This window comes from Shewanella sp. BJSY2023SW007, assembly GCF_047314525.1.
GTDB lineage: Bacteria > Pseudomonadota > Gammaproteobacteria > Enterobacterales > Shewanellaceae > Shewanella > Shewanella chilikensis.
The window spans coordinates 1-19,799 of record NZ_JBKORL010000072.1; the positions used below are offsets into that span (position 1 = coordinate 1).

Genomic DNA, 19,799 nt, shown 5'->3' on the forward strand with positions numbered 1-19,799 from the left:
AAGCCCCACGTTAACGTGGGCACCATTGGTCACGTTGACCATGGTAAAACCACTCTGACTGCTGCTATCTCAACTGTACTGTCTAAGACTTACGGTGGTGAGGCGCGTGACTTTGCAGCGATCGATAACGCTCCAGAAGAGCGTGAGCGCGGTATTACCATCAATACCTCTCACATCGAGTATGACACTCCAACTCGTCACTACGCCCACGTAGACTGCCCAGGTCACGCTGACTATGTTAAAAACATGATCACCGGTGCTGCCCAGATGGACGGCGCAATCCTGGTAGTAGCTTCTACTGACGGCCCAATGCCACAGACTCGTGAGCACATCCTGCTGTCTCGTCAGGTAGGTGTACCTTTCATCATCGTATTCATGAACAAGTGTGACATGGTAGACGATGAAGAGCTGCTGGAACTGGTAGAGATGGAAGTTCGTGAACTGCTGTCTGAGTACGATTTCCCAGGTGATGACCTGCCAGTAATTCAGGGTTCTGCTCTGAAAGCTCTGGAAGGCGACGCTCAGTGGGAAGCCAAGATCATTGAACTGGCAGAAGCACTGGATACCTACATCCCTGAGCCAGAGCGTGATATCGATAAGCCATTCCTGCTGCCTATCGAAGACGTATTCTCAATCTCTGGTCGCGGTACTGTAGTAACAGGTCGTGTAGAGCGCGGTATCATCAAAGTTGGTGACGAAGTAGAAATCGTGGGTATCCACGACACTACCAAGACCACCTGTACTGGTGTAGAAATGTTCCGTAAGCTGCTGGACGAAGGTCGTGCCGGTGAGAACTGCGGTATCCTGCTGCGTGGTACCAAGCGTGATGAAGTAGAGCGTGGTCAAGTACTGGCTAAGCCTGGTTCAATCACTCCACACACCAAGTTCGAATCAGAAGTTTACGTCCTGTCTAAAGAAGAAGGTGGTCGTCACACTCCATTCTTCAAAGGCTACCGTCCACAGTTCTACTTCCGTACAACTGACGTGACCGGTACTATCGAACTGCCAGAAGGCGTAGAGATGGTAATGCCAGGTGACAACATCAAGATGACAGTAACTCTGATCTGCCCAATCGCGATGGACGAAGGTCTGCGCTTCGCAATCCGTGAAGGTGGCCGTACAGTTGGTGCTGGTGTTGTAGCTAAGATCATCGCTTAATTGCGGATCTCGGCTATCATAAAAAGGCGACCTTAGGGTCGCCTTTTTACTGGCCGTTTGTCAGTCGTTCAAAAATGGTTGGCAATGAGTGTTGAAGTCAGTATAATTTGCGCCACTTTTTGACAGCGTTAATGCTGTTGATAATTCCGACAGTAGGCTTGTAATCCGTAACTGGATGAGTATAATAGCCTCCTCGCTTAACTTGAGTAAGCGACAAAAGTTGATTTAGCCCTCGGGGCTAAACACAAATACAGCGACTCCGATTGGGAGTCGAACGGTTAAATCATCTCGCTCTGTCTTTCCAAGAAAGGAAATGGCTAGAGGGTGATTTTTTATGTGTCCATTTTAGGAGCTCTGGTCAATGCAGAACCAAAGAATCCGTATCCGCTTGAAAGGATTTGATCATCGTTTGATTGATCAGTCTACCGCGGAAATCGTTGAAACTGCTAAGCGTACTGGCGCCCAGGTACGTGGTCCTATCCCACTGCCTACGCGCAAAGAGCGTTATACCGTTTTGATCTCTCCGCACGTTAATAAAGATGCTCGTGACCAATACGAAATCCGTACTCACAAGCGTTTGGTTGACATCGTAGAGCCAACTGAGAAGACAGTCGACGCGCTGATGCGTCTGGATCTTGCGGCTGGTGTCGACGTACAGATTAGCTTGGGTTAATTGAGATCCTTAGAAGAGGTTTGAGAGATGGCTATCGGTCTTATTGGTCGTAAAGTGGGTATGACCCGCATCTTCACCGAAGATGGCGTGTCTATCCCTGTTACTGTAATTGAAGTAAATGCAAACCGCGTTACTCAGGTGAAAACTCTGGAAAACGACGGCTACCGTGCACTTCAAGTTACTACTGGTGCCAAAAAAGCCAACCGCATCACTAAGCCAGAAGCAGGTCACTTTGCCAAAGCGGGCGTTGACGCCGGCCGTGGTTTGTGGGAAATGCGTCTGGCAGACGGTGAAGGCGAAGGCATTGAAGTTGGTGCTGAGCTGAACGTAGATATCTTCGCTGACGTAGCGAAAGTAGATGTTACCGGTCAATCAAAAGGTAAAGGTTTCCAAGGCGGCGTTAAGCGCTGGAACTTCCGTACCCAGGATATGACTCACGGTAACTCATTGGCGCACCGTGCTAACGGTTCTATCGGTCAGAACCAGACGCCAGGTCGCGTATTCAAAGGCAAAAAAATGTCAGGCCACATGGGTGCTGAGCGTGTTACCACTCAAAATCTGGACGTAGTACGTGTAGATGCTGAGCGTAACCTGCTGCTGGTTAAAGGTGCTGTTCCAGGCGCTACCAATGGCGACCTGATCATCAAGCCTGCCGTTAAAGCCTAAGGTCTGAGGAGATAGTAATGGAATTGGTATTGAAAGACGCGCAAAGCGCTCTTGAAGTTTCCGAAACTACCTTCGGCCGTGACTTTAATGAAGCACTGGTTCATCAGGTAGTTGTAGCTTACGCTGCAAACGCGCGTCAGGGCACTCGTGCTCAGAAAACTCGCGCTGAAGTGACTGGCTCTGGCAAGAAGCCATGGCGCCAAAAAGGTACTGGCCGCGCTCGTGCGGGTGGTGTCAAGGGTCCAATCTGGCGTGGCGGTGGCGTAACTTTCGCTGCTAAAACCCAAGATCACAGCCAGAAAGTCAACAAGAAAATGTACCGCGGCGCTCTGAAGAGCATCCTGTCCGAGCTGGTACGTCAAGAACGTCTGATCGTTGTTGAAAAGTTTGCTGTTGAAGCTCCTAAAACTAAAGAGCTGAAGGCCAAGCTGAAAGACATGGGTCTGGAAGACGTATTGATTGTGACTTCCGAAGTTGACGAGAATCTGTTCTTGGCAGCTCGCAACCTGTACAAGGTTGATGTTCGTGATGTTGCTGGTATTGACCCAGTAAGCCTGATCGCGTTCGACAAAGTGCTGGTAACTGCTGATGCTGTTAAGCAAATCGAGGAGATGCTGGCATGATCCGCGAAGAACGTTTACTGAAAGTTATTCTGGCGCCTCACATCTCTGAAAAGAGCACTGTGGTTGCTGAGAAGAACAACACTGTAGTTTTCCGTGTAGCTATCGACGCCACTAAAGCTGAGATCAAAGCTGCAGTTGAAAAACTGTTTGAAGTTGAAGTTGATTCAGTTCGCACTCTGGTGAACAAAGGCAAAACCAAGCGTCACGGTGCCCGTGTTGGTCGTCGCAGCGATTGGAAAAAAGCCTATGTTACTCTGGCTGAGGGTGCTGACATCGATTTCGTCGGCGCTGAAGCGTAAGGAGATTACTCATGGCAGTTATTAAGTGTAAGCCAACCTCTCCAGGTCGTCGCCACGTCGTTAAAGTGGTTAACTCTGACCTGCACAAGGGTAAACCTTTTGCTGGCCTGTTGGCGAAAAAATCTAAGAGTGGTGGCCGTAACAACACTGGTCGTATCACTGTTCGTCACGTTGGTGGTGGTCATAAGCAACACTACCGTCTGATTGACTTCAAACGTGATAAAGATGGTATCCCAGCGAAGATTGAGCGTCTGGAATACGATCCAAACCGTACCGCGCACATTGCGCTGGTACTGTACGCAGACGGTGAGCGTCGCTACATCCTGGCTGCCAAAGGCATGCAGGCTGGTGACAAAATCGTTTCTGGCGTAGAAGCTGAAATCAAGACAGGTAACGCCCTGCCACTGCGTAACATCCCAGTTGGTAGCGTAGTTCACGCTGTTGAAATGAAACCTGGCAAAGGTGCTCAGATTGCACGTTCTGCCGGTGCTTATGTACAAGTTGTAGCTCGTGATGGCGCTTATGCCACTCTGCGTCTTCGCTCTGGCGAAATGCGCAAAGTGCCAGTTGATTGCCGCGCGACTCTGGGTGAAGTTGGTAACGCCGAGCACATGCTGCGTCAGCTGGGTAAAGCTGGTGCCAAGCGCTGGAGAGGCGTACGCCCAACAGTTCGTGGTGTTGCAATGAACCCAGTAGACCACCCACATGGTGGTGGTGAAGGCCGTACTTCTGGTGGTCGTCACCCAGTGACTCCATGGGGTGTGCCAACTAAGGGTTACAAGACCCGTAGTAACAAGCGCACTGACAAGTACATCGTACGTCGTCGTAATAAATAGTAAGAGGATTCGCCATGCCACGTTCTCTCAAGAAAGGTCCATTCATTGACCTGCACTTGCTGAAGAAGGTAGAGAAAGCGGTGGAAGCAGGTGACAAGAAGCCTATTAAGACTTGGTCACGTCGCTCAATGATCATTCCAAACATGATTGGTTTGACCATCGCTGTCCATAATGGTCGTCAGCACGTTCCTGTGTTCGTAACTGACGAAATGATCGGCCACAAACTTGGTGAATTCTCACCAACTCGCACTTATCGCGGCCATGCTGCTGATAAGAAAGCGAAGAAGCGCTAATACGGGAGGAATGAGATGGAAGTTTTAGCTAAACATCGTTTTGCCCGTACGTCGCCTCAAAAGGCTCGTCTGGTAGCTGATCAGATCCGCGGTTTGCCTGTTTCCAAGGCCCTCGAGATCCTGACCTTCAGCCCCAAGAAAGCCGCCGTACTGGTCAAAAAAGTACTGGATTCAGCCATTGCTAATGCTGAGCATAACGAAGGTGCTGACATTGATGAACTGAAAGTTGGAAAAGTCTTCGTTGATGAAGGTCCAACTATGAAGCGCATCATGCCACGTGCTAAAGGCCGCGCCGACCGTATCATGAAGCGTACCAGCCACATTACTGTGGTTGTATCAGATCGCTAGGAGAGAGCAATGGGACAGAAAGTACATCCTAATGGTATCCGTCTGGGTATCACTAAGCCTTGGATCTCTACCTGGTACGCTGATAAAGCAGACTACGCTGCTAATCTGCACGGCGACTGGGAAGTGCGTAAGTTTCTCGAAGAGAAGCTGAAAGCCGCATCAGTATCTAAGATCGTTATCGAACGCCCAGCGAAAAGCATCCGCGTTACCATTCACACTGCCCGTCCAGGTGTTGTGATCGGTAAGAAAGGTGAAGACGTTGAGGTTCTGCGTGCTGAAGTTGCCAAAATTACTGGCACTCCTGCGCAAATTAACATCGCTGAGATCCGTAAGCCTGAACTGGACGCCAAGCTGGTAGCTGATTCTATCGCTCAACAGCTGGAACGTCGTGTTATGTTCCGTCGCGCTATGAAGCGTGCGGTACAGAACGCTATGCGTCTGGGCGCTAAAGGTATCAAAGTTGAAGTTAGTGGCCGTTTAGGCGGCGCTGAGATTGCGCGCACTGAGTGGTATCGCGAAGGCCGTGTGCCTCTGCATACACTGCGTGCTGACATCGACTATTCAACCTCTGAAAGTCACACTCAATACGGTGTGATCGGCATTAAAGTTTGGGTCTTCAAAGGTGAAGTCCTGGACGGTATCGTGCCTCAGATCGAAGAGCCGAAGCAGCAACCTAAGCGCAAGCCTCGTGGTAAATAGGAGAGCCGGCAATGCTGCAACCTAAACGTATGAAGTTTCGCAAAATGTTCAAAGGCCGCAACCGCGGTCTGGCGAACGGTACTGAAGTTAGCTTCGGTACATTTGGTCTGAAAGCAGTTGGCCGCGGCCGTTTGACTGCCCGTCAGATCGAATCTGCACGTCGTGCCATGACACGTCACATTAAGCGTCAAGGTCAAATCTGGATTCGGGTTTTTCCTGACAAGCCAATTACCTCTAAGCCTCTTGAAGTGCGTATGGGTAAAGGTAAAGGTAACGTTGAATACTGGGTATGTCAGATTCAACCAGGCAAGGTACTCTATGAAATGAATGGCGTTTCAGAAGAGCTGGCTCGCGAAGCATTCGCACTGGCCGCTGCTAAACTGCCTATCAAGACTACCTTCGTAACTAAGACGGTGATGTAATGAAAGCGAGCGAACTGAGAGAAAAGAGCGTTGAGGAATTGAACGCTGAACTGCTTGGTCTGCTGCGTGAGCAGTTTAACCTGCGTATGCAACACGCCACTGGTCAGCTGGCACAAACTCACCAGCTGAAACAAGTGCGCCGTAACATTGCGCGCGTTAAGACCATTATTACTTCTAAGGCAGGTGCATAATGTCTGAGAAAATCCGTACTTTGCAGGGTAAAGTCATCAGCGACAAGATGGACAAGTCCATCACTGTAGCTGTTGAGCGTCAAGTTAAGCACCCAATCTACGGTAAGTACATCAAACGTACTACTAAGATCCATGCACATGACGAACAAAACCAGTGTAAAGAAGGTGATTTCGTGTCTATTCGCGAATGTCGCCCTCTGTCTAAGACCAAGTCTTGGACTCTGGTTGAAGTAGTAAGCAAGGCCTAATTTTTATTAGGTAAACTGGTAAACGGCTCCTTTTCGGGGCCGTTTGTTTTTTAATACTATCCATCCTCTATTTATGGTGTTATACTTGCGCGCCATTTTTGACCGATTTGAACGGCAAGAATGGTGTTTATTTAGCCCCATGGTGGGGATTGTGTAGTAACGATAGCGGAGCACTTAAAATGATCCAAATGCAATCGACTCTCGATGTCGCATGTAACAGCGGCGCGCGCAGAGTTCAGTGTATTAAGGTCTTGGGTGGCTCTCATCGTCGTTATGCCGGTATCGGCGACATCATCAAGGTTTCTGTTAAAGAAGCCATTCCTCGCGCTAAAGCGAAGAAAGGTGATGTGTATAACGCGGTGGTAGTCCGTACTAAGAAAGGCGTACGTCGTCCAGACGGTTCTGTCATTCGCTTCGATCGGAATGCAGCGGTATTGCTTAACGCAAACCTTGCCCCGATTGGTACTCGTATCTTTGGACCTGTGACACGTGAACTGCGTACTGAGCAATTCATGAAGATTGTGTCGCTGGCACCAGAAGTACTGTAAGGAGCTTCAAAATGGCAGCAAAAATCCGTCGTGAAGACGAAGTAATTGTACTGGCCGGTAAGGATAAGGGTAAGCGCGGTAAGGTTACTCGTGTACTTACTACCGGTAAGTTAATTGTTGAAGGCATCAATCTCGTTAAGAAGCACCAGAAGCCTAACCCACAACTGGGTGTGACTGGTGGTATCGTTGAGAAAGAAGCACCGATTCAAGCATCTAATGTTGCGATCTTTAACCCTGTCACTGGCAAGGCGGATCGTGTTGGTTTCCGATTCGAAGACGGTAAGAAAGTCCGTTTCTTCAAATCGAACAGTGAACTCGTTAAGTAACTGGAGTAAACGATGGCGAAACTGCATGATAGATACAAAGAGACTGTTGTTGCTGAACTAACTAAAAAGTTCGGTTATACCAGTGTCATGCAAGTCCCTCGGATTGAGAAAATCACCCTGAATATGGGTGTTGGCGAAGCCGTAGCTGACAAGAAAATCATGGAAAATGCTGTCCGTGATATGACTGCTATTGCCGGCCAAAAACCAGTTGTGACTGTAGCTCGTAAGTCAGTTGCTGGTTTTAAAATCCGTGAAGGCTACCCTATTGGCTGTAAAGTAACCCTGCGCGGTGAGCGCATGTGGGAATTCTTTGAGCGTTTGGTTGACATCGCAATCCCTCGTATCCGTGACTTCCGTGGTCTGAGCGCTAAGTCGTTCGACGGCCGTGGTAACTACGCGATGGGCGTGCGCGAGCAGATCATCTTCCCAGAAATCGACTACGATAAAGTCGATAAGATTCGTGGTATGGATATTGTTATCACTACCTCTGCGAATACTGACGAAGAAGGTCGCGCTTTGCTTGATGCTTTCAACTTCCCATTCAAGAAATAAGGGGTAGCGAAATGGCAAAATTGTCAATGAAGGCACGTGAAGCAAAACGTGCAAAGCTCGTGGCCAAGTATGCTGAAAAGCGTGCAGCTCTTAAGGCTATCATCAGCAGCCCAGAGTCTTCTGACGAAGCTCGTTGGGATGCGGTTCTTAAGCTGCAAGCTCTACCACGTGATTCAAGCGCATCGCGTCAACGCAATCGCTGTAATCAAACTGGCCGCCCTCATGGTTTCCTGCGCAAATTCGGTCTGAGCCGTATCAAGCTGCGTGAAGCAACCATGCGTGGTGAAGTTCCTGGTCTGCGTAAGGCCAGCTGGTAAGCACTTGTCACGGAGTAAGCTAATATGAGCATGCAAGATCCTATTGCGGATATGTTGACCCGTATTCGTAACGGCCAAGCTGCTAACAAAGTATCTGTGAAGATGCCTTCTGCCAAACTGAAAGTTGCTATCGCAAAGCTGCTGAAAGATGAAGGTTATATCACTGACTACGCCGTAGCAGAAGAAGGCGCTAAGCCTGAACTGGAAATCACTCTGAAGTATTTCCAGGGCCAACCTGTTGTTGAGACTATCCAGCGCGTAAGCCGTCCTGGTCTTCGTATTTACAAAGGTAAAGACGAGCTGCCAAAGGTTATGGGCGGACTGGGTGTCGCAATTGTGTCCACTTCTAAAGGCCTGATGACTGATCGTGCCGCCCGCCTTGCAGGCATGGGTGGTGAGGTTATCTGCTACGTAGCGTAAGGAGCTAGGAATGTCTCGTGTAGCAAAAGCACCAGTATCTATTCCAGCCGGCGTAGAGGTGACTTTAAACGACCAAACTATTACCGTTAAAGGCGGTAAAGGTAGTCTGACTCGAGTAATCAACAGCGCAGTTAACGTTGTTGTTGAAGGTGCAGAAATCAAGTTCTCTCCTGTTGAAGGCGTTGTTAACGCTTGGGCACAGGCAGGTACTGCTCGCGCACTGATCAACAACATGGTTGTTGGTGTTTCTCAGGGTTTCGAAAAGAAGCTGAAGCTGGTTGGTGTGGGTTACCGTGCCAAAGTTAGCGGCAGCGCTCTGGACCTGACCTTGGGTTTCTCTCACCCTCTGGTTCATCAATTGCCAGAAGGCGTTACAGCTGAATGTCCAAGCCAAACAGACATCGTACTGAAAAGTATCGATAAAGAGCTGGTTGGTCAGGTTGCGGCTGAAATTCGTGGCTATCGTCCACCAGAGCCTTATAAGGGCAAGGGTGTTCGCTATGAAGACGAACAAGTACGCCGTAAAGAGGCTAAGAAGAAGTAGGTAACGCGATATGGATAAGAAAACATCTCGCTTGCGCCGCGCCACTCGCGCTCGCAAGAAGATCCAAGAGCTGGGCGTCAACCGTCTGGTTGTACATCGTACACCGCGTCACATTTACGCTCAGGTAATCAACCCTGAAGCTCAGGTGCTGGCTGTTGCCTCTACTGCTGAGAAAGCAGTAAAGGAACAACTGAAGTACACCGGTAACGTAGATGCGGCCAAGGCAGTAGGTAAAGCTATTGCTGAGCGCGCGATCGAAAAAGGCGTAACTGTTGTTGCTTTCGATCGTTCTGGGTTCAAGTATCACGGTCGTGTTGCTGCTCTTGCAGAAGCCGCTCGTGAAGCTGGCCTCCAGTTCTAAGGGGTAAAACAATGGCTAAATTAGAAGCTCAGCAAAAAGACGATCTGCAAGAAAAGCTGATTGCAGTTAATCGTGTTTCTAAAGTAGTTAAAGGTGGTCGTATCTTTAGCTTCACCGCTCTGACTGTAGTGGGTGATGGTAACGGTAAGATCGGCTACGGCTATGGTAAAGCGCGTGAAGTTCCAGCTGCTATTCAAAAAGCAATGGAAAAAGCCCGTCGTAACATGGTTACAGTAAACCTGAACGAAGGCACTCTGCACCATCCGGTGAAGGGTCGCCACTCTGGTTCACGTGTTTACATGCAACCTGCTTCAGAGGGTACCGGTATTATCGCCGGTGGCGCAATGCGTGCCGTATTGGAAGTAGCAGGCGTTCATAACGTACTGTCGAAAGCATACGGTTCTACTAACCCGATCAACATCGTTCGTGCAACTGTTGACGCACTGGTACATATGAAGTCACCAGCGCAGATTGCAGCCAAGCGTGGCCTGAATGTTGACGAAATTCGGGGGTAATGCACCATGGCTACTAAAACTATCAAAGTAACCCAGACCAAAAGTGCTATCGGCCGCCTGCCTAAGCACAAGGCCACTCTGACAGGTCTTGGTCTGCGTCGTATTGGTCACACCGTTGAGTTGGAAGATACTCCTGCTATTCGCGGTATGATCAATAAGGTCTACTACATGGTAAAGGTGGAGGACTAATCAATGCGTCTGAATACTTTATCTCCAGCTGCAGGCGCTAAGTCTGCACCTAAGCGTGTAGGCCGTGGTATTGGTTCTGGCTTGGGTAAGACCGCTGGTCGCGGTCACAAGGGTCAAAAATCTCGTAGCGGTGGCGGTGTACGCCCTGGCTTCGAGGGTGGTCAAATGCCACTTAAGATCCGTCTGCCTAAGTTCGGCTTTACCTCGCGTATCGCTATGGTAACTGCTGAAGTTCGCTTGAGCGAACTGGCAAAAGTTAATGGTGACGTTATCGACCTGAACGCACTGAAAGATGCGAACGTAATAACTCGCAACATCCAGTTTGCGAAAATCGTTCTTTCAGGTACCATTGAGCGCCCAGTGACCGTAAAAGGTCTGAAGGTAACCAAAGGTGCACGCGCAGCTATTGAAGCTGCCGGCGGTAAGATCGAGGAATAATACGTCGATGGCAAAACCAGGACTTGATTTAAAAAGCGCGAAAGGTGGACTTTCCGAATTGAAAGTTCGCCTCCTGTTCGTGATTGGCGCAATTATCGTGTTTCGTGCCGGTTCATTTGTGCCAATTCCTGGTATTGACGCTGCTGTATTGGCAGAGCTGTTTGCTCAGCAAAAGGGAACCATCCTGGGCATGTTTAACATGTTCTCGGGTGGCGCCCTTGAGCGCGCCTCTATTTTTGCATTGGGGATCATGCCGTACATTTCGGCCTCGATCATCATGCAGTTGCTGACTGTTGTGCATCCTGCCCTCGCTGAACTGAAGAAGGAAGGTGAGTCAGGACGTAAGAAAATCAGCCAGTATACAAGATGGGGCACGTTGGTGCTGGGTACATTCCAGTCGATCGGTATTGCAACAGGGTTACCTAATCTGGTGAACGGCCTGGTGGTCGATCCCGGTTTCGGATTCTATTTTGTTGCAGTCGTCAGTTTAGTCACAGGAACCATGTTCCTGATGTGGCTTGGCGAGCAAATTACCGAGCGCGGTATAGGTAACGGTATCTCGATCCTGATTTTCGCAGGTATCGTAGCCGGTCTGCCTTCTGCTATCGGTCAAACGGCCGAGCAAGCGCGTCAAGGCGACTTGAACGTATTGGTATTGTTGTTGATTGCGGTGATTGTGTTTGCCGTAACCTATTTCGTGGTATTTGTGGAGCGTGGTCAGCGTCGTATCGTCGTTAACTATGCTAAGCGTCAGCAGGGCCGAAAGGTATTTGCTGCGCAGTCAACCCATTTGCCGCTGAAGGTTAATATGGCCGGCGTAATTCCGCCAATCTTTGCGTCCAGCATAATTCTGTTCCCAGGCACACTGGCTCAGTGGTTTGGTCAGAATCCGTCTATGGAATGGCTGACTGAGGTTTCCCTCGCAGTTTCTCCTGGACAGCCGCTGTACTCTCTGTTGTATGCAGCAGCAATTATTTTCTTCTGTTTCTTCTATACTGCGTTGGTGTTTAACCCTCGTGAGACAGCAGATAACCTGAAGAAGAGTGGTGCGTTCATTCCCGGGATCCGTCCCGGCGAACAGACTTCGCGTTACATTGATAAAGTGATGACCCGTTTGACTCTGGCAGGCGCGTTGTATATTACCTTTATCTGTTTAATTCCGGAGTTCATGTTAATCGCATGGAAAGTACAGTTCTATTTTGGCGGTACTTCACTACTGATTATGGTAGTTGTGATCATGGACTTCATGGCTCAGGTTCAGACCCATATGATGTCTCATCAATATGAGTCTGTGATGAAGAAAGCTAATCTGGTGAACAAAGCGAATCTCGATCGCTTTGGTCGATAAGATAGCTTTACGGAGTGATGAAATGAAAGTTCGAGCTTCCGTGAAGAAGATCTGCCGTAACTGCAAGATCGTCAAGCGTAGTGGCGTTGTACGCGTTATCTGTGTTGAACCAAAACACAAACAGCGTCAAGGCTAAAAATCTTGGCCAGCTCTTAACTGGGCTGGCCAAAAATATTGTTTGCAAACTAGTCATCTGTCGAGTATCCTTTCGGGCTTTTCACAGATGGCCTTTAACTTAAGGAGTGCATAGTGGCCCGTATCGCTGGCATTAACATTCCTGATCAAAAGCACACAGTCATTGCACTGACTGCTATCTACGGTATCGGTCGTACTCGCGCTAAAGCTATCTGCGCGGCTACAGCCATTGCCGAAGACGCTAAGATCAAGGAATTGAGCGAAGCTCAAATCGATACTCTACGCGAAGAAGTTGCCAAATACTCAGTAGAAGGTGACTTACGCCGTGAGGTTTCAATGAACATCAAGCGTCTTATGGACCTTGGTTGTTATCGTGGCCTCCGCCATCGCCGTAGCCTGCCTCTCCGTGGGCAACGTACTAAGACCAATGCGCGTACTCGCAAAGGTCCACGTAAACCAATCAAGAAGTAACGGGAAGGTAGACAATGGCTAAAGTTCCGTCACGTTCTCCGCGTAAGCGCGTACGTAAACAGGTTGCTGATGGCATGGCTCATATCCATGCGTCTTTCAACAATACAATTGTTACTATCACAGATCGTCAAGGTAACGCTCTGTCATGGGCGACTGCAGGTGGTTCAGGTTTCCGTGGTTCACGTAAATCTACTCCATTTGCTGCGCAGGTGGCAGCTGAGCGCGCAGGTACTGCCGCTCAGGATTATGGTGTTAAAAACCTTGAAGTTTTCGTGAAGGGTCCAGGTCCAGGTCGTGAGTCAGCCATTCGTGCGCTGAACGCTGTTGGTTACAAAATTACCAACATCACTGATGTGACGCCGATCCCTCATAACGGTTGTCGTCCTCCTAAAAAACGCCGCGTGTAATTGGCAGTTTCGTTAGGATAGTTGGAGAAAGATCATGGCAAGATACTTGGGTCCCAAGCTCAAGCTCAGCCGCCGGGAAGGTACTGACCTTTTCCTGAAAAGCGGTGTGAGAGCAATCGATTCGAAGTGTAAGCTGGAAGCTGCACCTGGACAGCATGGCGCTCGTAAGCCACGTTTGTCTGATTACGGCTTGCAGTTACGCGAGAAACAAAAAGTTCGTCGTATTTACGGTGTGCTGGAAAAGCAGTTCCGTAACTACTACAAAGAGGCTGCACGTCTGAAAGGCAACACAGGTGAAAACCTGCTGCAACTTTTGGAAACCCGTTTGGATAACGTAGTTTATCGTATGGGCTTTGGTGCGACTCGTGCAGAAGCACGTCAGCTGGTTAGCCATAAGTCAATTATGGTCAACGGTCGTGTTGTTAACATTCCGTCATTCAAAGTGTCTGCGAATGATGTTGTAAGCATTCGCGAGAAGTCACAGAAGCAAGCCCGTATCAAGGCTGCTCTGGAAGTGGCTGCTCAACGCGAGAAGCCTACATGGGTTGAAGTCGACAGCGCAAAAATGGAAGGTGCTTTCAAGCGTCTGCCAGAACGTAGCGATTTGTCTGCGGAAATTAACGAACAGCTGATCGTCGAGCTTTACTCTAAGTAAGGCTAACAAACAAGAGAGGACACAATGCAGGGTTCTGTTACAGAATTTCTTAAACCGCGTCTCGTTGATATCGAGCAGGTTAACCCAACTCGTGCCAAGGTGACTCTGGAGCCACTCGAGCGTGGTTTTGGTCATACTTTGGGTAACGCGTTGCGTCGCATCCTATTGTCGTCTATGCCCGGCTGCGCGGTTACCGAAGTCGAGATCGACGGCGTACTGCATGAATACAGCAGTAAGGAAGGCGTACAAGAAGATATCCTTGAAATATTGCTGAACCTGAAAGGGCTGGCAGTTATGATCGAGGGTAAAGACGAGGCTATGCTCACTCTGAGCAAGTCCGGCGCAGGCCCTGTTACCGCAGCCGACATCACCCACGACGGCGATGTCACAATCGTGAACCCGGATCATGTTATCTGTCACCTGACCGGTAACAATGACATCAGTATGCGTATCCGCGTTGAGCGTGGTCGTGGTTATGTACCGGCTTCTGCCCGTGCACAAACCGAAGACGATGATCGCCCAATCGGTCGTCTGCTGGTCGATGCTTCATTCTCGCCTGTTGCTCGCATTGCTTATAATGTTGAGGCGGCTCGTGTGGAACAGCGTACTGACTTGGACAAGCTGATCATCGATATGACTACTAATGGTACTATCGATCCTGAAGAAGCTATCCGTCGTTCTGCGACCATCTTGGCTGAACAGCTGGATGCCTTCGTTGAACTGCGTGATGTGACTGAGCCAGAGCAGAAAGAAGAGAAACCGGAGTTCGATCCGATTCTGTTGCGTCCTGTCGACGATTTAGAGCTAACTGTACGTTCGGCTAACTGTTTGAAAGCCGAAGCGATTCATTACATCGGAGATCTGGTACAACGCACTGAAGTTGAGCTGCTCAAAACTCCTAACCTGGGTAAGAAATCGCTTACCGAGATCAAGGATGTGTTGGCATCTCGCGGACTGTCGCTAGGTATGCGTCTGGAAAACTGGCCACCGGCTAGTTTGGCAGACGACCTGTAAGTCCCAGGTTTTGTACAGATTTAGGTTATAAGGATTAGGTCATGCGCCATCGTAAGAGTGGTCGTCAACTTAACCGCAACAGCAGTCACCGCCAAGCCATGTTCCGTAACATGGCAAGTTCACTGGTTCGTCATGAAATCATCAAGACAACTGTAGTGAAGGCCAAAGAACTGCGTCGCGTAGTTGAGCCTCTGATAACACTTGCTAAAAGTGACAGCGTAGCAAACCGTCGTCTGGCGTTTGCTCGTACTCGCGACCAAGAAGTCGTAGGTAAACTGTTTAACGAACTGGGTCCACGCTATCAGGAACGTCCTGGTGGTTACACCCGTATCCTGAAGTGCGGTCTGCGTGCCGGTGATAAAGCCCCTATGGCTTACATCGAGCTGGTTGGTCGCCCAGAAGCTGCTGAAGCTGTAGAAGTTGAAGCTGCTGCTGAGTAATCTCAGGTAAGTTCTGAAAAAGCCCCGCTAACAGCGGGGCTTTTTATTTTCTATATTGTCGTAATTAATCCATCAGTTCGGCCTGCTCCCTGACCCTCTCAGGCAAACTCAGTTGCCATCGCTTTAAACCACTCTCACTGAATAGATAAGCACCGCTGGTATCCATCTTGGGGAATATCTCTGCCGGCTTTTTGCCCGTCAGGATCTGTTTGGCTATGGTTCCTGCTATGCGGCCATGTTTGTAACCATCAAGAATATACCCTCCGATATTGCCCTTTGAACCTACACTGAAATCCCAGAACCCAAAATGAGGCACGGTGGCGTTGTCGTGAGTCCAGCGAGCGACCCGCATCTCATCTACTATCTGTTGCTTATCGTCTTGCAGTGTTTGATACAGGGCCACAAACACAGCATCATAGCCTCGCTCTCGGGCGCTTGACACAGAAGCCTGCCAACTGCTGAACTTTTGATGTTGTTCAATATCGATTTGGTTGTTGCCTATCATCAGATTCTGGTTGAGTTTTTTAATCGAGTTTATGGCGGCTTCAGACGTATAACTAAAGTCAAATAACAGTAAGAATTTATGTGGTGGTGGAGTGGGTAACATCGCCTGTGCCATCAACAGCGAGCGTTTAAACAGAGGACGCTCCAACACACCGGTAATGTTACCTGTATGCTTGATTCTATAATCACGAGGATTACCGTTGATCCCTAAATAAACTACAGGGGTTTGGGTTTGGCTGAAGCGCTCATGTAGCAGCATCAAGGCATTGTCATCGGCGAGAAATACCAAATCGGGTTTAAGTTCCAGGTATCTTTGCCAGGCTTTATCGGCCTGGATTTTAAATTGCTCTTTGGGGAGTCGCTTGGTATCAAGAGCGAAGGTATGAAATGGGTGTTCATTGCCAAGGATGGATATTATCCCGGCTTTATAGCTTTGGTCCCAGGGATATTCGGCGTGGTAGGACTCAATCAGCAAGAGATTGGCGGCACCGGTTGGCAGTGACAGCAGTAAACCCAGAAATACCAATGCGCGCATGCTAAGTCCTTGTATCCAGCCTATAGAATTTTAGCGTGGCAGAAATTTCAGACTCTGCAAGTAATAAAAAAGCCTCCGAAGAGGCTTTTTTATCTATGGGCATTTACTTGGCGCCGCCGACCTGTTGCGTGTTGTACTCAAGCTTTTCATGGGTCTGGCCCATGGCTTCGGCAACTTCAGGTGGCATATAGTTTTCATCATGTTTGGCCAGCACTTCAGAAGCTTCCAATTTGCCAGATTCAACCAGTACACCCTGGGCAACAATACCTTGTCCTTCACGGAACAGATCCGGCAACAGGTCATCATAAGTCACTATGATTTCACCGCCGGCGGCATCATGCACGGCAAACTCAACATGCAGGCTATCAGGATCACGTACCATGGAGCCTACAGTAACCATGCCCCCCACGCGGATCCGTTGTCCTACTTCCGGCTTGATGCCAGTGTCCTTTTTACCATTGACTATTTCGGTGGGAGTATAGAAGAGGTTAAGGTTGGAGTTGAGGGCATATAACAGCAAGGAAGCCACGGCAGCAACACCTGCAATCAAGGCTACAGCCAATACCAGTCTCTTTTTGCGTCTTGGGTTCACGATCTGTTACTCCGGTTTTGAGCGAGGCGTTCCTCACGTTGCACTTTGGATGCTATTTCCTGCAGCACTCGACGCTTCTTCATCGAACTGACCAGGATAAGCAGGCTAAGGGACACGAAAGTGACACCGTAGGCCAACCATACATAGAAGGCATAGCCGCCCATGTTGAAAAACTCTGCTAAAGATTGAAACTGCATTATTTGACTCCTTCGGCCTTGGCCAGTTCCCTAACCCAAGGGCGCATTCCGTTACGGGCCAGAATTTCGGCACGGAAACGCACCAGAGTGATGGCACCTATCATCAAACCAAACCCAAATATGTTAATCAATAAAGGGTAGAGCATGTCGGTGGACATGGTCGACTTTTCAGTGATTCGGATAGTGGATGGCTGGTGCAGTGAGTTCCACCATTCAACCGAATACTTAATGATAGGGATATTAATCACCCCAACTATGGCCAGAATACCGGCGGCTCTGGCTGCCAGCACCTTGTCTTCGAATGAGGCATAAAGAGAGATAACTCCTAGATACAGGAATAACAGCACCAGCTCAGAGGTCAGGCGTGCATCCCAAACCCACCAAGTACCCCACATGGGTTTACCCCAAGTGGCACCAGTGAACAGAGCGATAAAGGTCACTACAGCACCAATTGGTGCGATAGAGGCGGCTGCCCAATCGGCCAGTTTGATCTGCCACACCAGGCCTATGAAGGCCGCGGTTGCCATACCCATGTAAGCGGCCATCGACATGGATGCTGCAGGTACGTGGATAAAGATAATACGATAGCTGTCACCCTGTTGGTAATCAGTGGGAGCAAATGCCAAGCCCCACACGGTTCCGGTTGCGATAAGTGCCAGGGCAAGAAGTGCAAACCAAGGCAGTAGTTTTCCTGACAGTTGATACGCCCTTTGAGGGTCGGCGTAGGGATGTAACCATTTCCACATTTCAGTTAGTACTCACTCGCAATGAGGCACCAATAGCAAAAGGTGCCAAGACTAAAGAACCGACCAGCATGGCGCCTAAAATCGCCAGCTGACCATCATAGGGTTGTTTGGATGCTGCAAAGTCGATCGCGCCGGTCGCAAAGATCAACACTGGTATATATAGTGGCAGGATCAACAAACTCAACAGCACACCGCCTTTGCGCAATCCCACTGTCAAGGCTACACCTATGGCGCCAAGCAGACTCAACACAGGTGTCCCCAGCATCAAGGTGGCTATCAGGGCGCCGTAACTGTTGTCGTCCAGATGCAGCAGCACAGCCAACAGCGGTGCAATTATAATTAAAGGTACGCCAGTCAGTAACCAGTGAGCAAACACTTTGGCCAGTACCAACAGCGCCAGTGGCTGTGGGCTAAGCAACATCTGCTCCAGACTTCCGTCACTGAAGTCTGCCTTGAACAGCCGCTCCAGTGACAACATGGCTGCCAGCAAGGCCGCAACCCAGATAATCCCGGGAGCAATCCGGGTCAACACCTGTGGCTCAGGACCTATACCCAGCGGAAACAGGGTAACCACTATGATAAAAAACAGTAGTGGGTTAAAAATATCACCACGATGACGCACGGCAATCTGTAGATCCCGTTTCAGCAGGGTGAAAAATGCCTTGGTAAAACTAATGCCTCTGTTCATCTCTGCTAAGCCTTATACGAAGCGATAATCCAAGCGGATTTTCCGTAACCTTTCATCTGTAATGATGCCCATATCCTGGTGGGTCGTCAGAATGACGCAGCCACCGGCTTCGGCATGGCGAATATAGAGTTGTTCCAATTCAGCGACCCCTTTCTTATCGATCGCGGTAAAGGGTTCATCCAGAATCCAGATTTTACAGGCGGTATGCCAGAGCCTGGCGAGTGCGGTTCGTCTGTGTTGGCCTGCAGACAGGTGACCTGCAAGCGCTTCTTCAAAACCGGTCAGGTTGACTTTGGCAAGGATTTCCCGAGCATCAAAGTCATCATACCCACTGATTCTTAAATTGAAGTTAAGGTTTTCCTCGGCGGTTAATTCGCTTTTCACGCCCGCGAGATGGCCCAGATAAAGCAGGTTTTCATTGAACTCATCGCGGCAACGAGTAATAGCTTCTCCCTGGAACAGGACTTCCCCCCCGTATGGACGTGACAGGCCGGCGAGGATCCTTAGCAGGCTGGTTTTACCGGCACCGTTAGGACCTTCAATCTGGACTATATCGCCAGGATGGATATCGAAGCTGAGTTCATCGAATAGTATTCGCTCTTCTCGAATACAAGTGAGGCTGCTTGCCGACAGCAGTGATGTAGGTTTTGGTTCTGCCACTGAGCCCTCTATAACAAGCGATAAGGAAACACAAGAGATACTAACACATGCTCTAGCTGGGGTTTACCACTGGTTTGCACTAAGTTTCAGCAATTTGATGTGCTTCCAATAAAAGTGAATTTTTTGGAACTTTTTTATCTGTTACTAATATATTAATGAATTCGCGACCTTTGTCCTTTTTTACGGAACAAGCTGCGATTTTAATCACAAAAAGGTGAGATTTATTGAAGTTTGTTGTACTCTTAGCGAGCTAAAATGAGTCTGCCTGCTTAACCAAGGGCAGCGTTGAGCTTTGTAAGTATTTGCATTAGGAACATTGAACATGAAAAAACTGTTAGCAATGACCGCAGTAGCTGCATTGACTATGTCTGCGAACGTGTCAGCCCAAGAAGGTGAGGCCGTTTACAATAAAGCCTGCCAAGTCTGCCATAGCATGGGTGTTGCCGGTGCACCTAAAGCACACGATGCTGCTGCTTGGGAGCCTCGCCTGGCCAAAGGTATCGACACCCTGCTTAACAGCGTTAAGTCTGGTTTGAACGCTATGCCTCCTGGTGGCATGTGTACAGATTGTACTGATGAAGATTACAAGAACGCTATTGGATTCATGTCCAAGTAATCAGGTATCATCATAAAAAAACCGGCATCAGCCTAATGCCGTTCACTTAGTGTGAACGGCATTTTTCTTAGGCTTAATGGGATACTTGTTTTTACTCATTTTTAACGCACGTGGATAGGCTCTAT

Annotated in this window: 36 protein-coding genes; 30 read left to right on the forward strand and 6 right to left on the reverse strand. The window is 49.1% G+C overall.

The features are described 5' to 3' along the window. From tuf to rplQ, 29 genes are all read left to right on the forward strand, one after another. The coding region (gene tuf / locus ACMHXE_RS11575; RefSeq protein WP_413732293.1) for an elongation factor Tu at positions 1-1,158 on the forward strand (1,158 nt) is incomplete at its 5' end. A 361-nt stretch (positions 1,159-1,519) separates the two neighbouring features. Further along, entirely contained in the window at positions 1,520-1,831 is a 312-nt protein-coding gene (gene rpsJ / locus ACMHXE_RS11580) for a 30S ribosomal protein S10 (protein WP_011635639.1), read from the forward strand. Between the two features lie 27 nt (positions 1,832-1,858). Continuing rightward, on the forward strand, positions 1,859-2,497 hold the full coding sequence (rplC, locus tag ACMHXE_RS11585) for a 50S ribosomal protein L3 (protein WP_025889970.1): 639 nt from the start codon (positions 1,859-1,861) through the stop codon (positions 2,495-2,497). Positions 2,498-2,514: 17 nt separating this feature from the next. Beyond that, positions 2,515-3,120, forward strand: coding sequence for a 50S ribosomal protein L4 (rplD, locus tag ACMHXE_RS11590; protein ID WP_025011959.1), 606 nt, complete (start codon positions 2,515-2,517; stop codon positions 3,118-3,120). Beyond that, complete coding sequence (rplW, locus tag ACMHXE_RS11595; protein WP_039036038.1) at positions 3,117-3,419, forward strand: 50S ribosomal protein L23; 303 nt, start codon at positions 3,117-3,119, stop codon at positions 3,417-3,419. Before rplD ends, rplW begins: the two co-directional genes overlap by 4 nt. 11 nt (positions 3,420-3,430) lie before the next feature. Then, positions 3,431-4,255: a 50S ribosomal protein L2 gene (gene rplB / locus ACMHXE_RS11600; protein WP_101057424.1), complete on the forward strand. Its 825-nt coding sequence runs from the start codon at positions 3,431-3,433 to the stop codon at positions 4,253-4,255. Between the two features lie 14 nt (positions 4,256-4,269). Further along, positions 4,270-4,548, forward strand: coding sequence for a 30S ribosomal protein S19 (rpsS, locus tag ACMHXE_RS11605; RefSeq protein WP_025011962.1), 279 nt, complete (start codon positions 4,270-4,272; stop codon positions 4,546-4,548). A 15-nt stretch (positions 4,549-4,563) separates the two neighbouring features. Further along, complete coding sequence (rplV, locus tag ACMHXE_RS11610; RefSeq protein ID WP_039036040.1) at positions 4,564-4,896, forward strand: 50S ribosomal protein L22; 333 nt, start codon at positions 4,564-4,566, stop codon at positions 4,894-4,896. A gap of 9 nt (positions 4,897-4,905) precedes the next feature. Next, positions 4,906-5,595 carry a 30S ribosomal protein S3 gene (gene rpsC, locus ACMHXE_RS11615; RefSeq protein WP_101057426.1) on the forward strand — a complete coding sequence of 230 codons (690 nt, stop codon included), beginning with the start codon at positions 4,906-4,908 and terminating at the stop codon, positions 5,593-5,595. Positions 5,596-5,606: 11 nt separating this feature from the next. Further along, positions 5,607-6,017 (forward strand): 50S ribosomal protein L16, encoded by a 411-nt coding sequence (gene rplP, locus ACMHXE_RS11620; protein ID WP_039036042.1) that lies wholly within the window; start codon positions 5,607-5,609, stop codon positions 6,015-6,017. Next, entirely contained in the window at positions 6,017-6,208 is a 192-nt protein-coding gene (gene rpmC / locus ACMHXE_RS11625) for a 50S ribosomal protein L29 (protein WP_011758342.1), read from the forward strand. Before rplP ends, rpmC begins: the two co-directional genes overlap by 1 nt. Next, positions 6,208-6,456, forward strand: coding sequence for a 30S ribosomal protein S17 (rpsQ, locus tag ACMHXE_RS11630; protein ID WP_025011966.1), 249 nt, complete (start codon positions 6,208-6,210; stop codon positions 6,454-6,456). The genes rpmC and rpsQ overlap by 1 nt, the downstream gene beginning before the upstream one ends. Positions 6,457-6,635: 179 nt before the next feature. Next, the gene (gene rplN / locus ACMHXE_RS11635; protein ID WP_011494644.1) at positions 6,636-7,004 is read left to right on the forward strand and encodes a 50S ribosomal protein L14; all 369 of its coding nucleotides are present in this window, start codon (positions 6,636-6,638) and stop codon (positions 7,002-7,004) included. Positions 7,005-7,015: 11 nt separating this feature from the next. After that, positions 7,016-7,330: a 50S ribosomal protein L24 gene (gene rplX, locus ACMHXE_RS11640; protein ID WP_025011967.1), complete on the forward strand. Its 315-nt coding sequence runs from the start codon at positions 7,016-7,018 to the stop codon at positions 7,328-7,330. A gap of 12 nt (positions 7,331-7,342) precedes the next feature. Beyond that, positions 7,343-7,882 carry a 50S ribosomal protein L5 gene (gene rplE / locus ACMHXE_RS11645; RefSeq protein ID WP_025011968.1) on the forward strand — a complete coding sequence of 180 codons (540 nt, stop codon included), beginning with the start codon at positions 7,343-7,345 and terminating at the stop codon, positions 7,880-7,882. An 11-nt stretch (positions 7,883-7,893) separates the two neighbouring features. Beyond that, entirely contained in the window at positions 7,894-8,199 is a 306-nt protein-coding gene (rpsN, locus tag ACMHXE_RS11650) for a 30S ribosomal protein S14 (protein WP_025011969.1), read from the forward strand. A 24-nt stretch (positions 8,200-8,223) separates the two neighbouring features. Continuing rightward, on the forward strand, positions 8,224-8,619 hold the full coding sequence (gene rpsH, locus ACMHXE_RS11655) for a 30S ribosomal protein S8 (RefSeq protein WP_025011970.1): 396 nt from the start codon (positions 8,224-8,226) through the stop codon (positions 8,617-8,619). A gap of 10 nt (positions 8,620-8,629) precedes the next feature. Then, the gene (rplF, locus tag ACMHXE_RS11660) at positions 8,630-9,163 is read left to right on the forward strand and encodes a 50S ribosomal protein L6 (RefSeq protein WP_101057428.1); all 534 of its coding nucleotides are present in this window, start codon (positions 8,630-8,632) and stop codon (positions 9,161-9,163) included. 10 nt (positions 9,164-9,173) lie between these two features. After that, complete coding sequence (rplR, locus tag ACMHXE_RS11665) at positions 9,174-9,524, forward strand: 50S ribosomal protein L18 (protein ID WP_025889969.1); 351 nt, start codon at positions 9,174-9,176, stop codon at positions 9,522-9,524. Between the two features lie 11 nt (positions 9,525-9,535). Further along, a complete protein-coding gene (gene rpsE, locus ACMHXE_RS11670) occupies positions 9,536-10,039 on the forward strand; it encodes a 30S ribosomal protein S5 (protein WP_025011973.1) in 504 nt (167 codons plus the stop codon). Between the two features lie 6 nt (positions 10,040-10,045). Continuing rightward, positions 10,046-10,228, forward strand: a complete 183-nt coding sequence (gene rpmD, locus ACMHXE_RS11675) for a 50S ribosomal protein L30 (RefSeq protein WP_101057429.1) — start codon at positions 10,046-10,048, stop codon at positions 10,226-10,228. A 3-nt stretch (positions 10,229-10,231) separates the two neighbouring features. Then, entirely contained in the window at positions 10,232-10,666 is a 435-nt protein-coding gene (gene rplO, locus ACMHXE_RS11680) for a 50S ribosomal protein L15 (protein ID WP_039036045.1), read from the forward strand. A 7-nt stretch (positions 10,667-10,673) separates the two neighbouring features. Then, positions 10,674-12,014, forward strand: a complete 1,341-nt coding sequence (gene secY, locus ACMHXE_RS11685; RefSeq protein ID WP_101057431.1) for a preprotein translocase subunit SecY — start codon at positions 10,674-10,676, stop codon at positions 12,012-12,014. Positions 12,015-12,036: 22 nt separating this feature from the next. Further along, positions 12,037-12,150 carry a 50S ribosomal protein L36 gene (rpmJ, locus tag ACMHXE_RS11690; RefSeq protein ID WP_006083579.1) on the forward strand — a complete coding sequence of 38 codons (114 nt, stop codon included), beginning with the start codon at positions 12,037-12,039 and terminating at the stop codon, positions 12,148-12,150. A 113-nt stretch (positions 12,151-12,263) separates the two neighbouring features. Then, entirely contained in the window at positions 12,264-12,620 is a 357-nt protein-coding gene (gene rpsM, locus ACMHXE_RS11695) for a 30S ribosomal protein S13 (RefSeq protein ID WP_025011977.1), read from the forward strand. A 14-nt stretch (positions 12,621-12,634) separates the two neighbouring features. Next, positions 12,635-13,027: a 30S ribosomal protein S11 gene (gene rpsK / locus ACMHXE_RS11700; protein WP_025011978.1), complete on the forward strand. Its 393-nt coding sequence runs from the start codon at positions 12,635-12,637 to the stop codon at positions 13,025-13,027. 34 nt (positions 13,028-13,061) lie between these two features. Then, on the forward strand, positions 13,062-13,682 hold the full coding sequence (gene rpsD, locus ACMHXE_RS11705; protein ID WP_025011979.1) for a 30S ribosomal protein S4: 621 nt from the start codon (positions 13,062-13,064) through the stop codon (positions 13,680-13,682). A gap of 24 nt (positions 13,683-13,706) precedes the next feature. Beyond that, complete coding sequence (locus ACMHXE_RS11710) at positions 13,707-14,696, forward strand: DNA-directed RNA polymerase subunit alpha (protein WP_039036048.1); 990 nt, start codon at positions 13,707-13,709, stop codon at positions 14,694-14,696. Positions 14,697-14,737: 41 nt separating this feature from the next. Continuing rightward, entirely contained in the window at positions 14,738-15,136 is a 399-nt protein-coding gene (rplQ, locus tag ACMHXE_RS11715; RefSeq protein ID WP_028781249.1) for a 50S ribosomal protein L17, read from the forward strand. A 64-nt stretch (positions 15,137-15,200) separates the two neighbouring features. Here rplQ and ACMHXE_RS11720 read toward each other — a convergent pair whose 3' ends face one another. From ACMHXE_RS11720 to ccmA, 6 genes are all read right to left on the reverse strand, one after another. Next, positions 15,201-16,175 carry an ABC transporter substrate-binding protein gene (locus tag ACMHXE_RS11720; protein ID WP_101057433.1) on the reverse strand — a complete coding sequence of 325 codons (975 nt, stop codon included), beginning with the start codon at positions 16,173-16,175 and terminating at the stop codon, positions 15,201-15,203. Between the two features lie 103 nt (positions 16,176-16,278). Next, a complete protein-coding gene (gene ccmE, locus ACMHXE_RS11725) occupies positions 16,279-16,767 on the reverse strand; it encodes a cytochrome c maturation protein CcmE (protein ID WP_101057436.1) in 489 nt (162 codons plus the stop codon). Then, entirely contained in the window at positions 16,764-16,964 is a 201-nt protein-coding gene (gene ccmD / locus ACMHXE_RS11730) for a heme exporter protein CcmD (RefSeq protein WP_025011982.1), read from the reverse strand. Before ccmD ends, ccmE begins: the two co-directional genes overlap by 4 nt. Further along, the gene (locus ACMHXE_RS11735; protein ID WP_025011983.1) at positions 16,964-17,710 is read right to left on the reverse strand and encodes a heme ABC transporter permease; all 747 of its coding nucleotides are present in this window, start codon (positions 17,708-17,710) and stop codon (positions 16,964-16,966) included. The genes ccmD and ACMHXE_RS11735 overlap by 1 nt, the downstream gene beginning before the upstream one ends. Position 17,711: 1 nt before the next feature. Continuing rightward, a complete protein-coding gene (gene ccmB / locus ACMHXE_RS11740) occupies positions 17,712-18,398 on the reverse strand; it encodes a heme exporter protein CcmB (RefSeq protein WP_025011984.1) in 687 nt (228 codons plus the stop codon). A 12-nt stretch (positions 18,399-18,410) separates the two neighbouring features. Further along, entirely contained in the window at positions 18,411-19,058 is a 648-nt protein-coding gene (ccmA, locus tag ACMHXE_RS11745; RefSeq protein WP_101057438.1) for a cytochrome c biogenesis heme-transporting ATPase CcmA, read from the reverse strand. Positions 19,059-19,380: 322 nt separating this feature from the next. Here ccmA and ACMHXE_RS11750 point away from each other — a divergent pair, with 322 nt between their 5' ends. Continuing rightward, entirely contained in the window at positions 19,381-19,674 is a 294-nt protein-coding gene (locus ACMHXE_RS11750; RefSeq protein ID WP_039036052.1) for a c-type cytochrome, read from the forward strand. Positions 19,675-19,799: the final 125 nt, after the last annotated feature.

Excerpts from the sequence above, each read along its gene's own strand:
- ACMHXE_RS11720 (WP_101057433.1), bottom strand. The coding sequence starts at position 16,175 with ATGCGCGCATTGGTATTTCTGGGTTTACTGCTGTCACTGCCAACCGGT.
- rpmD (WP_101057429.1), top strand. The coding sequence starts at position 10,046 with ATGGCTACTAAAACTATCAAAGTAACCCAGACCAAAAGTGCTATCGGC.
- rplP (WP_039036042.1), top strand. The coding sequence starts at position 5,607 with ATGCTGCAACCTAAACGTATGAAGTTTCGCAAAATGTTCAAAGGCCGC.
- rplQ (WP_028781249.1), top strand. The coding sequence starts at position 14,738 with ATGCGCCATCGTAAGAGTGGTCGTCAACTTAACCGCAACAGCAGTCAC.
- secY (WP_101057431.1), top strand. The coding sequence starts at position 10,674 with ATGGCAAAACCAGGACTTGATTTAAAAAGCGCGAAAGGTGGACTTTCC.
- rplF (WP_101057428.1), top strand. The coding sequence starts at position 8,630 with ATGTCTCGTGTAGCAAAAGCACCAGTATCTATTCCAGCCGGCGTAGAG.
- rplX (WP_025011967.1), top strand. The coding sequence starts at position 7,016 with ATGGCAGCAAAAATCCGTCGTGAAGACGAAGTAATTGTACTGGCCGGT.
- ccmD (WP_025011982.1), bottom strand. The coding sequence starts at position 16,964 with ATGCAGTTTCAATCTTTAGCAGAGTTTTTCAACATGGGCGGCTATGCC.
- rplB (WP_101057424.1), top strand. The coding sequence starts at position 3,431 with ATGGCAGTTATTAAGTGTAAGCCAACCTCTCCAGGTCGTCGCCACGTC.
- rpsN (WP_025011969.1), top strand. The coding sequence starts at position 7,894 with ATGGCAAAATTGTCAATGAAGGCACGTGAAGCAAAACGTGCAAAGCTC.
- rpsJ (WP_011635639.1), top strand. The coding sequence starts at position 1,520 with ATGCAGAACCAAAGAATCCGTATCCGCTTGAAAGGATTTGATCATCGT.
- ACMHXE_RS11735 (WP_025011983.1), bottom strand. The coding sequence starts at position 17,710 with ATGTGGAAATGGTTACATCCCTACGCCGACCCTCAAAGGGCGTATCAA.
- rplV (WP_039036040.1), top strand. The coding sequence starts at position 4,564 with ATGGAAGTTTTAGCTAAACATCGTTTTGCCCGTACGTCGCCTCAAAAG.
- rpsH (WP_025011970.1), top strand. The coding sequence starts at position 8,224 with ATGAGCATGCAAGATCCTATTGCGGATATGTTGACCCGTATTCGTAAC.
- rpmC (WP_011758342.1), top strand. The coding sequence starts at position 6,017 with ATGAAAGCGAGCGAACTGAGAGAAAAGAGCGTTGAGGAATTGAACGCT.
- rpsC (WP_101057426.1), top strand. The coding sequence starts at position 4,906 with ATGGGACAGAAAGTACATCCTAATGGTATCCGTCTGGGTATCACTAAG.
- rplD (WP_025011959.1), top strand. The coding sequence starts at position 2,515 with ATGGAATTGGTATTGAAAGACGCGCAAAGCGCTCTTGAAGTTTCCGAA.
- rpsS (WP_025011962.1), top strand. The coding sequence starts at position 4,270 with ATGCCACGTTCTCTCAAGAAAGGTCCATTCATTGACCTGCACTTGCTG.
- rpsQ (WP_025011966.1), top strand. The coding sequence starts at position 6,208 with ATGTCTGAGAAAATCCGTACTTTGCAGGGTAAAGTCATCAGCGACAAG.
- rpsE (WP_025011973.1), top strand. The coding sequence starts at position 9,536 with ATGGCTAAATTAGAAGCTCAGCAAAAAGACGATCTGCAAGAAAAGCTG.
- rplC (WP_025889970.1), top strand. The coding sequence starts at position 1,859 with ATGGCTATCGGTCTTATTGGTCGTAAAGTGGGTATGACCCGCATCTTC.
- rplO (WP_039036045.1), top strand. The coding sequence starts at position 10,232 with ATGCGTCTGAATACTTTATCTCCAGCTGCAGGCGCTAAGTCTGCACCT.
- rpsD (WP_025011979.1), top strand. The coding sequence starts at position 13,062 with ATGGCAAGATACTTGGGTCCCAAGCTCAAGCTCAGCCGCCGGGAAGGT.
- rplW (WP_039036038.1), top strand. The coding sequence starts at position 3,117 with ATGATCCGCGAAGAACGTTTACTGAAAGTTATTCTGGCGCCTCACATC.
- ACMHXE_RS11710 (WP_039036048.1), top strand. The coding sequence starts at position 13,707 with ATGCAGGGTTCTGTTACAGAATTTCTTAAACCGCGTCTCGTTGATATC.
- rplR (WP_025889969.1), top strand. The coding sequence starts at position 9,174 with ATGGATAAGAAAACATCTCGCTTGCGCCGCGCCACTCGCGCTCGCAAG.
- rpsK (WP_025011978.1), top strand. The coding sequence starts at position 12,635 with ATGGCTAAAGTTCCGTCACGTTCTCCGCGTAAGCGCGTACGTAAACAG.
- rplE (WP_025011968.1), top strand. The coding sequence starts at position 7,343 with ATGGCGAAACTGCATGATAGATACAAAGAGACTGTTGTTGCTGAACTA.
- ACMHXE_RS11750 (WP_039036052.1), top strand. The coding sequence starts at position 19,381 with ATGAAAAAACTGTTAGCAATGACCGCAGTAGCTGCATTGACTATGTCT.
- rpmJ (WP_006083579.1), top strand. The coding sequence starts at position 12,037 with ATGAAAGTTCGAGCTTCCGTGAAGAAGATCTGCCGTAACTGCAAGATC.
- ccmB (WP_025011984.1), bottom strand. The coding sequence starts at position 18,398 with ATGAACAGAGGCATTAGTTTTACCAAGGCATTTTTCACCCTGCTGAAA.
- rplN (WP_011494644.1), top strand. The coding sequence starts at position 6,636 with ATGATCCAAATGCAATCGACTCTCGATGTCGCATGTAACAGCGGCGCG.